The 12,510-nt window shown below is 46.3% G+C and carries 13 protein-coding genes; 3 read left to right on the forward strand and 10 right to left on the reverse strand.

What is annotated here, in order from left to right; genetic code table 11:
- Nucleotides 1-55: 55 nt before the first annotated feature.
- From MKY41_RS08070 to MKY41_RS08095, 6 genes are all read right to left on the reverse strand, one after another.
- Complete coding sequence (locus tag MKY41_RS08070; RefSeq protein WP_041073741.1) at nucleotides 56-949, reverse strand: LysR family transcriptional regulator; 894 nt, start codon at nucleotides 947-949, stop codon at nucleotides 56-58.
- Nucleotides 936-2,426 (reverse strand): MDR family MFS transporter, encoded by a 1,491-nt coding sequence (locus tag MKY41_RS08075; protein WP_340744546.1) that lies wholly within the window; start codon nucleotides 2,424-2,426, stop codon nucleotides 936-938. Before MKY41_RS08075 ends, MKY41_RS08070 begins: the two co-directional genes overlap by 14 nt.
- Nucleotides 2,427-2,705: 279 nt before the next feature.
- On the reverse strand, nucleotides 2,706-3,149 hold the full coding sequence (gene cbpB, locus MKY41_RS08080; protein ID WP_041073738.1) for a cyclic-di-AMP-binding protein CbpB: 444 nt from the start codon (nucleotides 3,147-3,149) through the stop codon (nucleotides 2,706-2,708).
- A gap of 127 nt (nucleotides 3,150-3,276) precedes the next feature.
- The gene (locus tag MKY41_RS08085; protein WP_340744547.1) at nucleotides 3,277-3,513 is read right to left on the reverse strand and encodes a hypothetical protein; all 237 of its coding nucleotides are present in this window, start codon (nucleotides 3,511-3,513) and stop codon (nucleotides 3,277-3,279) included.
- A 113-nt stretch (nucleotides 3,514-3,626) separates the two neighbouring features.
- A complete protein-coding gene (fadH, locus tag MKY41_RS08090; RefSeq protein WP_445683328.1) occupies nucleotides 3,627-4,367 on the reverse strand; it encodes a 2,4-dienoyl-CoA reductase in 741 nt (246 codons plus the stop codon).
- 165 nt (nucleotides 4,368-4,532) lie between these two features.
- Nucleotides 4,533-6,587: a putative bifunctional diguanylate cyclase/phosphodiesterase gene (locus tag MKY41_RS08095; RefSeq protein ID WP_340744549.1), complete on the reverse strand. Its 2,055-nt coding sequence runs from the start codon at nucleotides 6,585-6,587 to the stop codon at nucleotides 4,533-4,535.
- Nucleotides 6,588-6,786: 199 nt separating this feature from the next.
- Here MKY41_RS08095 and MKY41_RS08100 point away from each other — a divergent pair, with 199 nt between their 5' ends.
- Nucleotides 6,787-7,254: a YkyB family protein gene (locus tag MKY41_RS08100; RefSeq protein WP_231860307.1), complete on the forward strand. Its 468-nt coding sequence runs from the start codon at nucleotides 6,787-6,789 to the stop codon at nucleotides 7,252-7,254.
- A gap of 39 nt (nucleotides 7,255-7,293) precedes the next feature.
- Here MKY41_RS08100 and MKY41_RS08105 read toward each other — a convergent pair whose 3' ends face one another.
- Together MKY41_RS08105 and MKY41_RS08110 are read right to left on the reverse strand one after the other, a co-directional pair.
- Nucleotides 7,294-8,169, reverse strand: a complete 876-nt coding sequence (locus MKY41_RS08105) for an NAD(P)-dependent oxidoreductase (RefSeq protein ID WP_340744550.1) — start codon at nucleotides 8,167-8,169, stop codon at nucleotides 7,294-7,296.
- Nucleotides 8,170-8,472: 303 nt separating this feature from the next.
- Nucleotides 8,473-8,634 (reverse strand): aspartyl-phosphate phosphatase Spo0E family protein, encoded by a 162-nt coding sequence (locus tag MKY41_RS08110; RefSeq protein ID WP_340744551.1) that lies wholly within the window; start codon nucleotides 8,632-8,634, stop codon nucleotides 8,473-8,475.
- Nucleotides 8,635-8,856: 222 nt separating this feature from the next.
- On the opposite strand from MKY41_RS08110, the gene MKY41_RS08115 reads away from it, so the two are divergent.
- Together MKY41_RS08115 and MKY41_RS08120 are read left to right on the forward strand one after the other, a co-directional pair.
- Nucleotides 8,857-9,045, forward strand: coding sequence for a YkvS family protein (locus MKY41_RS08115; RefSeq protein WP_041073735.1), 189 nt, complete (start codon nucleotides 8,857-8,859; stop codon nucleotides 9,043-9,045).
- 47 nt (nucleotides 9,046-9,092) lie between these two features.
- On the forward strand, nucleotides 9,093-9,764 hold the full coding sequence (locus tag MKY41_RS08120) for a hypothetical protein (RefSeq protein ID WP_340744552.1): 672 nt from the start codon (nucleotides 9,093-9,095) through the stop codon (nucleotides 9,762-9,764).
- Nucleotides 9,765-10,364: 600 nt separating this feature from the next.
- Here the strand turns inward: MKY41_RS08120 and MKY41_RS08125 are convergent.
- A complete protein-coding gene (locus tag MKY41_RS08125) occupies nucleotides 10,365-10,805 on the reverse strand; it encodes a MarR family winged helix-turn-helix transcriptional regulator (protein ID WP_340744553.1) in 441 nt (146 codons plus the stop codon).
- Between the two features lie 100 nt (nucleotides 10,806-10,905).
- Nucleotides 10,906-12,333: an ATP-binding protein gene (locus MKY41_RS08130; protein ID WP_340744554.1), complete on the reverse strand. Its 1,428-nt coding sequence runs from the start codon at nucleotides 12,331-12,333 to the stop codon at nucleotides 10,906-10,908.
- Between the last annotated feature and the right edge of the window lie 177 nt (nucleotides 12,334-12,510).

Here is a 12,510-nt window from a genome sequence, read left to right on the forward strand (position 1 = left end):
ATCCTTATTCTATTTAATTAGTACGTCAGTGTGAAAATAAGGTTCCTCTCTCTTCTTAATATTCATGATTTCTTTGCATCAGTTCCGCGTGGGTTTGGACAATTTGGGAGAAGGCGTCCACTTGCTTTAAGGAGAAGGTCGATTCATAGCCGATCAGCCACGTATCACGTGTCAATTCGAATTCCTCCTCATTATTGAGCAATGGCACTTTATTCACCACTTCGTCGCCGGTCAGTGTGATGGATGGCAAGATGGCATAGCCGATCCCGTTCACCGCAAGTTGCTTGCATGTCTCGATTTGATCGACAGTGATCTGGCGATTCGGGTATTGATTGAAATGATGCTGCCACCACCTGCGGATTTCCATATGATAATTGGAGTCACTTTTGAACTGGACAAAGGGGCGATCGGTGTCATTTAACTCATCCAACGTCTGGATTTCCTGGTCCACTAAATAGAGCCTGTCGCGAAACAGATACTTCTTGTGGCTCTTCCAATCTACCTGTCCGCGGACGATTCCGACATGCGCCTCTCCTTCATAGAGCGCTTTGACAATTTCAGAACTCCATCCTGTCATGAGGGATATCTTCGCATCGGGATATTGTTTCACATAGTCTTTCAGCACTTGAGGAAGCCAAGCTTGGCATACGATGGAGGCGCAGGCGATCTTTAGCGTCCCGTGCACTTTATCTGCCATCGAAGCGATTAATTCGACCGTCTCTTCCCGCTTGCCGATCGCTTCCTTCGCATATTGGATGACCAATTCCCCGGCGGGCGTCGGCTCCAGACCTTTCTGGGAGCGGAGGAACAGCAGCGTCCCCCACTCCTTCTCGATGGACTGCAACCGTTGAGACAGAGCGGGTTGTGATAAAAATAAACGCTCTGCGGCCTTCCGCATATTCCCCTCCTCGGCGAGTGCTTTGATGATTTCCAATTCAGTTGTTGTCATGGTGATACCCCTTTCCACGCGGAATCCGTAATATGAGAAGCAGGCTTAACAGAGCGAACAAAGCCACCGAGAGATAAACCCATTGCAATGAAATGTCCAGAGTCGTCTGCAAGGAGTGAAGTTCGCTCGCTGGCAAAGCTTCCCTGCTGCTGGCAGTCAGCAACAGATTAATGTCATCCACTTGAAAATCCGATTGTTGCTTATTGAATTGATAAAGGAGCGAACCGTTCAGGACAGCGCCGAAAATGGCTGCTCCTACTGTATTTCCGAGATTGCGCATGAACATATTTGCCGCAGTTGCGGAGCCCCGCTGTTCGTGGACGACGGCCCCTTGGATGGTGACGATGAATGAAGTGCTCGTCAACCCCATCCCGATACCGACGAAAAAACTCGCCAAGGCAGCCCACCACGGACCGGATTCCGCATTCATCAAAACAAATAGGCCTGTCCCGATGATAAGAGACAAACCTCCCACGAATGAAACACGGAAGGTACCATACCGGATGAGCAAGTGACCCGCAATAGAAGAAGCGATCGGCCATCCGATCGACATTGACGTCAATGTGAAGCCCGCAATGATGGCCGGCTGTTCCATCACACCTGTGACAAACGTCGGCAAATAGGAGGATATCCCGATCAAAATAACCCCTGTTGTCATCGACACCAAATTGGCATACAAGATGACCGGGTTTTTCCAAATCGAAAACGGCATCATCGGCTCTGCCACCGTCTTCTCGACGCGGACAAAGATGGCAAACAACACGATTCCGATTCCGACCAATGCAAAACTATAAATGGATTGGCGGCTGAACGAATGCCCGCCCTCCACAAGCCAATACAAAATAACGGATAAGGAAGTCGTTAACAGGATGGCCCCTTTGTAATCGATGGAAACCTTTTTCTCGCGGACCGGTTCATGAAGGAATAAATAAATCCCCAAAATGGCAAGCACCCCCAATGGCACATTGACCCAGAAAACGAATTTCCAATTCAAATACTGGACGAGCATTCCTCCGATCACCGGGCCGGAAACCGCGGAAATCCCCCAGACACTGGATAAATACCCTTGGATTTTCGCCCGCTCTTCCGTCGTGTAAATATCACCGACAATCGTCGTGGCAATCGGCATGACGGCACCTGCACCCAAGCCTTGCAAGAAACGGTAGCCGATCAATTGTTCCATCGTCACGGCGAACCCGCACAAGATCGAGCCGATTAAAAAAATGGCCATCCCGATAAAAAGGATTGGCTTCCGACCGAACAAATCGGCCAATTTTCCATAAATGAGCACCGTTACAGTACTCATCAGCATATAAGCGGAAAAAATCCAGCTATACCTGGAGAAACCGCCCAAGTCGGCGGCAATCGAAGGCATCGCTGTCGTGACAATCGTCGCTTCCACCGCGCCGACAAACATGGCCAACATGACTGATATTAAAACAAGTGGACGATTCGTCCGTTTCTGCTGTATTTCCATCAAGATCACTCCTTCCAAACAATGCCGCAACCATTTATGTATCTTTCACATAGCCCTTGTTACAAGGGCCTCGCCTCCTGGCTACGTTCTCGAGCGGCAAACCGGAAAATCACTTTCATTAGAAAAAGGCCCCTCCACGGAGCCTTTCCTCTTATGTTGTCTCTCTTCATCCTTGACACGCTTCCACCAGGAAGCTACCCCTTTGTAACCGTTGCCATAATTGAGCGAAGTTTGAACATCGCTCCCATTCCATACGATTCTATTACATAACTGTGGACCTTACTGTTGAACAGAATAGATATATTTTTTAAACTGTTTCAGCATCACGCGTCGTGTCAAAATCCCTGCAAAAGTGCCGTCCTCTTCCGTCACACATAAAAATGTATGATTGATCAGAAGGTCCAACCCTTTTTGGAATCGATCCGTCGTTAGAATCGAAGGAATGTCGGTTTGCATAATTTCGTCGACTTTCAATTCGGACAGTCGTTCATACTCGATGCGCTCCAGCCCCAAAATGGAGTCGGTGATCATCCCGATGCCAAGCAGCCCTTTCAGATGGAATTTCGCATCCAAAACAGGAATCGCTGAATATCCTGTTTTCGTCAGGACAAGAAGGGCGTGTTCTGCATTATTTCCGACCTGGACATGCGCAACTTTCTCAGATGAAATGATATAGTCCGAAACGGGCATAAAAAGAAAATCCCTGTTGTTTACAGAAATCATGTAAATCGGCTCCTTCTCTAGCTGTGCTAAGACTTAAATGAATCTTCATTTCTATCATACCACAAGAAGTGCCGCCGAACCTTCTTTTCAAGCAAAAACCTCTTCACAATCGAAGAGGTTTTCCCTTCTAATAAGAAGAGCTGAATGCATAATAGAAAATGACGATTCCTATAAAAAATACAGCAACGAGAATCACCCATAGGATTGGGTTCAGGGTAAACGGGTGCTCCTCGATCGCTTCGGGAATCTGGCTGTCCCTTCCATTCACTACAGGGTCGCCACTCTGCCATTTACGGACCGACCAGATGGTGATAGCCGTAACTATCAAAACGACAATTGCCAACGGAATTGACCATATATCCATAAGACATCCTCCTTTTATCGAAAGGATGCACTGATCTGGGTGAATTAACCGTGGCAATGCACTGTTTTTCAAGATCCCCCGTTATTTTGGACTGGGGGAAGAATGCCACCCGATCAAAACGGGAATTGGTTGAGCCATTGTCCGCCGTCCAAGGTCACGATTTCCCCATTCATATAAGCGGCTTTCTCGGACATGATAAATGATGCCAACTCCGCAATTTCTTCGGGCTGGCCAAGCCTTCCGAGCGGCACGGAAGCAAGTGTCCGTTTTGCTGCTTCTTCCGATTCCCACAGTTTTTCCGCCCCTCCTGTCCGGTCAATCGGGCCAGGGGCAATCCCATTTACACGGATTCCATATCGATGGCCCCACTCTACCGCCAGTGTCCGTGTCATCGACATGACACCCGCTTTTGCGGCCGCAGAGTGGATGACGCCTGCACCGGCACCCCAAGCGTATGTTACTAGCATATTCAAGATGGCTCCCTTTTGCCCGTTCTCAATCCAATACTTCCCGACAGCGCTTGTGCAATAAAAGGTTCCGTTCAATACGATATCAATGACAGTTTTCCAGCCATTCGGACTTAAATCTTCCGCGCGGACGATGAAATTCCCCGCAGCATTATTTACCAATCCATCGATCCGGCCAAATGTTTCATCCGCGAAGGCGACCATTGCATCGACGGATTCCAAATCGCGCACATCCATTTGAAAAATATGGACCCTTTCCCCGATTTCTTGCCGTGCTGCTTTTAGTCTTTCCAAATCCCTGCCGGTTATAATGACTTGATACCCATCCTCCACAAATTTTTTCGCCATATACTTCCCCATTCCATTCGAACCGCCCGTTACGATCATTACTTTTTCATCCGCCACATTAATTCCCCCTCACCTTTTGTGAATGACTATTCATTCATATTGTACCACCAAGCTAATTGTTTTACGAGGGGAAACAAGATGCAATTTTCTTTCTTTTGGGAAATTAAAAACGGACGACTCTAATTCTGAGTCATCCGTTTTCAATCAGCCCAAAGCCGAAAAATACTTTTCCACGATCACTTCCGCGGGTACGGCTTTACTGTAGAGGAAACCTTGAGCTTTATAGCAATTGGCTTCCAACAGAATTTGGGCTTGCAGTTCTTTTTCGACGCCTTCCGCAATAACATCCATTCCCAGATTATGCGCCAAATTAATGATTGTCCGGGCGATGGCCGCGTTTTTGGCATCCGTTTCGATATCTTTGATGAAGGACCGATCGATTTTGATAATATCGATCGGATATTGCTTCAAATAACTGAGGGACGAATATCCTGTGCCAAAATCATCGACAGCAATCGTCACGCCAATCTTCTTCAACTCATTCAGCGTACTGATCGTCTCATCCATATCGGTCAATGAGCTCTCGGTGATCTCCACTTCCAGCGATGAAGGAGCGATGTCATAGTCTATGATCTTCTTTTTCACTTTATCGATGAACGTTTCCAACCGGAATTGCTGGGGCGAAATATTGACCGCAATCCGAACGAACCGGAACTTCTTTTTCTGCCATTCCTTCAATTGCCGGCAGACCTGATCCAGCACCCAATCGCCGATATCGTGGATCAATCCCGATTCCTCTAAAATGGGGATGAACTGCCCTGGCGACACGAAGCCGAATTTTCGGTTATTCCAACGGAGCAATGCTTCGAAACTGCTAATTTGACCAGTCCGCAAGTCGACCTGCGGCTGATAATGTACCGATAGCTCATCCAACTCGATTGCCCTTCGGAGATGCGACTCCATCAGCGCCTCATCCGGGAAGATCGAATTCATGCGATCCTGATAAAATCGGTAATGGGAACGCCCCCGCTGCTTCACGAACCGAAGCGCCTGTTCCGATTTCCTCAACAAATCCTCAAGAGTCTTGCCGTCCTCCGGATATATGGAAATGCCCAGTGAAGCCGAAATGAAATACTCCTGATGATTATAATAAAACGGCTTGGCGAAATCCCCTAAAATTTGCTGCGACAGCTTTTCTGTCTTGGCCGTTGTATGATTCGACAAGGTCATGATGAATTCGTCGCCGCTCTTGCGATACAACTTTGCCGTCGTCGGGCAAATTTTCTTCAAACGATCGGCTACGATCTTCAAAATTTCATCCGCCCCGGTATGTCCGAGCGATTCATTGATCAATTTGAACCGATCCAACCCTAAGTGCAGAAAGGCCAAACTCTCCTCTGCCCGTTGCGCATAGGCAGCATCCTCTACAAAGTGGGACTTCATCGCATTTCGATTCCAAAGTCCCGTCAATTGGTCATGATTCGACAGAAAATACAATTTTTCATTGTTTTCCTGATGCAAAGAGGTATCCCGCAGTAGAAGATGGATTTCATTAACATATCCATCCATCAGAATCGGGATTGCTTTCAAAAAGGTAGGGAGCAGATGCCCATTCTTATGGGAGAATGAAACATCGTCCATTTCAACAGTTTCCCCGCCTAATGCCCGGGCAATGACATATTTGAATTCACTCTTTTTTTCATCATCCAGCAAGTTCAAGATGGATCGCCCCGACACTTCTTTCTGCCGGTAGCCATACAATTCGAATACCGCTTCATTGGAATACAGAATCGTATAGTCCCTGCCGATGGTGAAAATCGGATCCAAATTGCGGTCGATGAAAGACATATATTTATGTTCAAGCTCCGTTCGGCTATCCCGTTCGGTTGCCAAGTCTTGCCGTTCATTTATTTCCAAAAAGATGATAGCTTCGCCGCATTCCAGCTGACCGGTCTGCAAGTAAAGCTCGTACAATGTGGAAACGCCTTCGCTCTTCCACTCGATTTCTGTCTGTTTATAGCCTTCAGAAGGCAATTTCCGCAGCTTCGACTTAATCGGCTTCCATAGGTCTCCGAAAAAATCGGAAGCCTGGACACCGGCCGACTGCTGGAAATGTTGTTGGGCCAATTGATTGCTGTATAGAACGTCAAACTCATCCCGATCATTCTTCCCGATCAGCGTCACCATATGAAAGGGGCTATCGGATAATGAAGATGACAGTATCTGGTCAAATGGTTGTGTCGCATCTAAATATCCCATGGGCGCCTCCGTCCTACCGTACGAATTCAACATAAGAATTAGGAGGGAATTTTCTCCTATCCAAATCTAGTATACTATCAATTCTTCCGTAAATATAGCAGTTTCTTATCTTTTCTTGTCGAAATATTTACACTCGTTCGTCTTTTTGGTACGATAAAGTTTGGATTAGACGAATATCATGATGAACAGGAGGATTCTATTGAAACGAAATCATCAATCGGTTCGACAATTGGCCATTGCCATTTATGTAGTTAATCGGCATGCAAAAACGGCGACGGATAATCGGCAACTATATACGCTGAAAAAGATGGCGCTCGATAAACTGATCCGCGAAGGATTGGCGGAGAAGATCGGCCTGCATTTCGTCGATAATCCGAAACAGAGCAAACAACATTCCACGGTGCTTGTCCAATGTCAAGATTTCCTCTTCCATACCATCCCTGAAAAAGAAGATTTCCTTTCTCTTCCTCACCTCGGCGAACAAGACCGGAACTCCCGGAACCCGCAAGAGCGAATGAGTTTGAACGAAGCGCGCAACCTCTTGACCCATTTCCTCGGCTTCCAACCGGAAAGGGAGGAAAAACCGAAGCGGCCTGTTGTGAAACAAAAAGTCCGTCGGGTGAACAACACACAAGGCTTCCGCTCTTCCTATTTGGACGGAAAATAAAAAGTCGATCCGTCCCTTTGCAGGCGGATCGACACCCATTCACTGTTGTCCTTCATATCGCTTAAAAAGCACTTGCGTTCCTTTTTCTCCATATCCTTGGCCGATCAATTCATTATACATGTCCCTCGCCATTTGAAGTCCCGGCAAATCCAAATTCATCGATTCCGCCTCTTTTAGTGCAATGTCCATGTCTTTCAGGAAATGTTTGACGTAAAATCCGGGCTCGAAATCGCCTTGTAGCATTCGTGGGCCTAGATTGGACAATGACCAAGAACCGGCCGCACCTGACGTAATCGATGTCAGCGCAACTTCCGGGTCAAGTCCCGCTTGCTGTGCATAGGAAATGGCTTCGCAGACGCCGATCATGTTTGTCGCAATGGCGATCTGGTTCGCCATCTTCGTATGTTGTCCGGCTCCTGGCTCCCCTTGATAGATGATCTGCTTTCCAAATAGAGATAGGATCGGCAACATCTCTTCGAACGCTTGCAGCTTTCCGCCACACATGATGGATAATGTGCCGTTCCGCGCTCCGACATCCCCTCCCGATACCGGCGCATCAATCGCAGCCATGCCTCTTTCTTGTGCATCCTTTTCAATCCGTTTGGCCAAAGAAGGGCTTGATGTCGTCATGTCTACGAGCACTTGCCCCTCTTCCCCAGCAGAAAAGACTCCTTCCGGTCCATAATAGACCTCCTCGACATCTTGTGGCAGTCCGACCATCGTAAAGACCACATCCGCGCCTGTTACCGCTTCCTGTACCGTGCTCGCCCACTTGGCCCCCTCTTTCACGAGTGGATCCGCCTTACTTTTCGTCCGAGTGAACAACACGACTTCATGATCTGCGGCTAGTAAATGTTTCACAATGCTGGCACCCATCACTCCGGTGCCGATGAAAGCGATCCGTTTCTTCTCCATCCGACCATTCCCCCTTTAGTTCTTGACCTCTTCCCATCGTAACAAAGTTTCCGACATTTTCCACTCCGATTCCGACAAAAAAAAGAGGACGGATCCTCCAGAGAGGGTTCCGTCCACAAAAGGGGGAAATGAGAATGTTGCTGTGTTCATTTATAATGTCCCCGCTTTGTTTACTTCCTAAACATCTTTTTCAACATTTTTTTAAAAATCTTTTTTATTCGATAAAAAGTTTTGATGAAGTCCATTTATCCGACCTATGATGCCTCAGCCTTGCTTGCCTGACTTGATCGCCAAAATACTCCATTACCATTTGGCCGTGTTTTTTTGATGAATGGATTGGTTAATCAATTCATCCAACTTTTGACTGATTTCAATTGTTTCTTTAGAAGTCATCCCCAGCCGCTCCACAGTCTGGATCATCTCTATTCTAACCTGTTCAATTTTCTCATCTAAGCTACCATTCAAACCGATTTCCTCCGACCTTTCAAAATTATGGCTGATTTCCTAATTATATACCTACCCAGTAATCCATACAAAGAAACATATCATGGAAATCATTGAAAATTAGATGACCAGTTGCGCACAATTCCAAAGAAAATCCTTTACCTTCATTCTATTTTAAGGCAAACTAGAGAGGTAAACTTGAACCGCCTCTAATAATCGGTAACTGTAAAGGAGATGCGATCTATGAATATTGCTGAAGTGGGGAATATTATAGAGTTCAAAGATGGACTGCAAGGGATTGTGGAAAAAGTGAATGAGAACTCGGTCATTGTTGACCTCACATACATGGAAAACTTCGATGAACTGGAACTGGAAGAGAAAACCGTCGTCAATCATAAACGGTACAAAATCATTCACGGAAATGAAAAGTGAAACTTTCACGCTAGCCTAGCGTCATATGGTAGAAGGAGGGATTTTCAATGAAAAGCAAATGGAAATTACTTTCTGTTTCACTTGCAACCGCGATTCTTCTGGCCGCATGTGGAACGGAGGCCGGCAACGAAAATCCGGCCGAGCAACAGGAAGAGCCGACAAACGCAGTCGAAGATACGACTACTGGGGCACCTGCAGAAGAAACGGAACCAGAGGAAGCAGAACCTGCCGATACTGAAGGACAAGAGGATGCCGGTGAACCGGCTGATGGCCAAACGGACGAATTGACCGATGCCGTCCAAACAGAGAGCGATGAGCAAGATTATGCCTTGGCCGTTCTGCCAGGCTATAGCTTAACTAGCGAAGAGCCGGGAAGAGACAGCTTGATGGTGGATGAAGATAGCGCAATCTTTATGCGCATTGAAACGATGGATGCAGCCGAAGTGGAAATGGACGAATTCCTGGAAAATACAAAAGAAGTCGTCAGCGCTTCGACAGATGGTCAACCTGCGACAGAAGTGACAGACGAAGCTAAACTGCCGAAAGGCGATGGAATTGAAGATGCTGTAGCCTATTCTGCACAAACGGATTCCGTGACAGTGACGAGCACAGTTTTCGAGCGGGACGGCCAACTGGTCCGCCTCACCATCTATGATTCTCCAGATGAAAAGCACTTTGAGAACTTCCTGCGTATGGGTGAAACCATTCAAAAGAAATAAATATAAAAAGGCGGCATGAATGATATCCCTATCGTCCATGCCGCCTTTATTTACTTCCCTACTTATTTCGATCTGCAAATAATTTATTCCCCAACAAACTACCAATCCAAGCCGATAGCCCCGCTAGAATAGCAGAAAAGACAAAGGGAGTGGTTGGAAATAAAATCTCATATCCAAAGACAATGACCCCAACAAAAAAACCTACGAATCAATCACGCCTCGGCGTGATTGCGTCCGGATTTTTTCGAGCTCGAGGCCGACAGGATGGCGGTCATGCAGTCGTTGCGACAGGACGTCGCGCACTTAGACTGCCTTCCTCCTAAAGCTCCCCTTAAAAATCCGTGACATCCGCCGGCCGACAAAAACGCCACGTCCTGTGGCATTGTCGGCACTAGCACGTCCTGTGCGTCGGAGGCTTTATCTTTATTCGGCGGGAGCTTGAACACCCGCTGACAGAAGAAAAAACTGTATTCATCTCTCCATCTACAGTGATGGGAGTCTTCTGCCGAATAAAAATAAACCAAACTTGACGTTCACTCTCTTCACGATATTCATCCCCTTTGGAAGCAACAAAAAAACGCCACATAAACCTGTGGCGCGTCATGATAGATTTTTGACGGATAATCCTAGTTTCCGCAGTAATTGGATGGCTGTCTCCTGCTCTTCCGTCGTCAGTCCTGACATGATCGACCGGATGTTCTCCGCATGTTCGGGAAAGATCGATTCGATCAGCTCTACACCGTCCTTGGTGATGGACATGTAGGTGATCCGCTTATCCTCTTCGCAAAAGATGCGTTGCAACAAACCCTTTTTCTCCAGTTTATCCACCACATACGTCATCGATCCGCTGCGCAATAAAATTTTCTGACCGATTTTTTGGATCGGCTGTCTGCCGCGATGATGCAATAATTCAAGAACCGCAAATTCCGTCGGGTTGAGTCCGTGCTTCTCAATCGTTTTATTCGCCTCTTCAGATATGACCTTACTGGATCTTGAGAGGACCACATAGAGCTTTAAGGCACGTTCAATTTCTGTATTCATTTTCGTACCACCTTTTTTCCGTTCACCGAGATTCGTTCCAATTATAACGGCTTGCTACGCTCTATGTCAAAAAGCTTAGCGAAAAGATGGTAGAATCGATTCAAGAAACAACCTTCTGGGCATGCGAAACATCCACCGGCATTTGTTCTTCCGCAGACGGGAAATGCAGGGAAATGGTGGTGCCATACCCGATTTCGCTGCGGACCGTAATTTCACCGTCATGATTTTCCATCGTTTTTAAAACGAACGGCAATCCAAGGCCGGTCCCATCCGCCTTCGATGAGACAAACGGCAGGAACATCTGATTGATCTGTTTCAAGCTCATTCCTTTTCCCGTGTCAGTTATTGTTAGCACAATCCGATTTTTCTCATCCAAATCGATGCTTACCGTCACCACTCCCCGGTTGGATATCGCTTCAAACGCATTTTTCAGCAAGTTCAGAATGGCTTGTTTCAATTTAGCCGCATCCCCGGTAATCAGAGTATCCGATAAAGCCGTTTCCTTTTGGACGATGGTGATTCCATCCATAAGCGCTTTCGGTTGGACAATTTGAATCATATCGTTGACAAGGACTTCCAATGAAAAGGTTGTTTTTTTAGCGATCGCCGGCTTGGATAGCAACAGCATCTCGCTCAAAATCGATTCCATCCTTTCAATTTCGCCATCAATGACCGATAAATACTTCAAAGAGTCATCGGGTGTCGCAATGCGCAATAATTGGATGAACCCCTTCAACGAAGTCATCGGATTTCGGATTTCGTGTGCAATGCTTGCAGCCAATTCGCCGACTGTTGAAAGCGAGTCGGAATGCGCCAATCTCTCTTCCAGATGGACTAACTCGGTCTGGTCATAGAATCGAATTAAAAATTGTTCTGTATCCAAGTTATAAAAAGATGTAATATGATAATGGCGGATGTCACCTTTTGACCTTTCGAACCGTTTCCACATTTCTGCACAGCCATAGGTTTTCACTTTTTGGAGATAATGGCGAGTGGAATCGGATTGTTCTGGAAATAATTGAAAAAGTACATCGAGTGGCTTTCCGATAAAATAACCCTTTGGCAAATTGACGAATTCCAAGTTCTTGTCATTCACACTCAGGATGGTCCCCGCTTGATCCGCAATGACCATAAAGCATTTGGCATTCCGAAAAGCATGCAAATACGACTTTTCGGACAGGTCAACTTCTTTAGGGATTTCAAGGACGATGATGACTTGCTGTTGATCCGGAACAGGCATGAACTTCACTTCCACCTTTTTCTCAGCACCACTTTTCAACTTCACATTCATGTCGGTTTCTAGGGGAGTTATGGGGATTGCTCGGAAATCAAAAAGATTCCATTGGGCATCCTTAGGATCGGCGAGAATGTTTGTTAGCATCTCTTCCTCGATATGACCAAAATGCTCGCGAAACGCGTCGTTGACATGTAATAAAAGTCCGTCAAGACCGACTACTGCGCTTGGGTTGGGCGAATTGTCAATCAAGAAAGATAGGTGTATCTCAACATTTTCCTTTTTATTTTTCAAGCGTATTCCTCCTAACCTATAAAAGAAAGTATGAAAAATGCCGTTGAATTATGCGGAAAAGTCAATTTTGCCCATTACTTCACTAGTTCAAATTATTCCATATATTCAGTCTGATTGATATAGCTGAATAGGACTATATTTCACAAGTCAAGTAAACTGGTTTTATATAAATGGAAA

It is taken from the genome of Sporosarcina sp. FSL W7-1349 (genome assembly GCF_038003045.1).
Lineage (GTDB): Bacteria > Bacillota > Bacilli > Bacillales_A > Planococcaceae > Sporosarcina.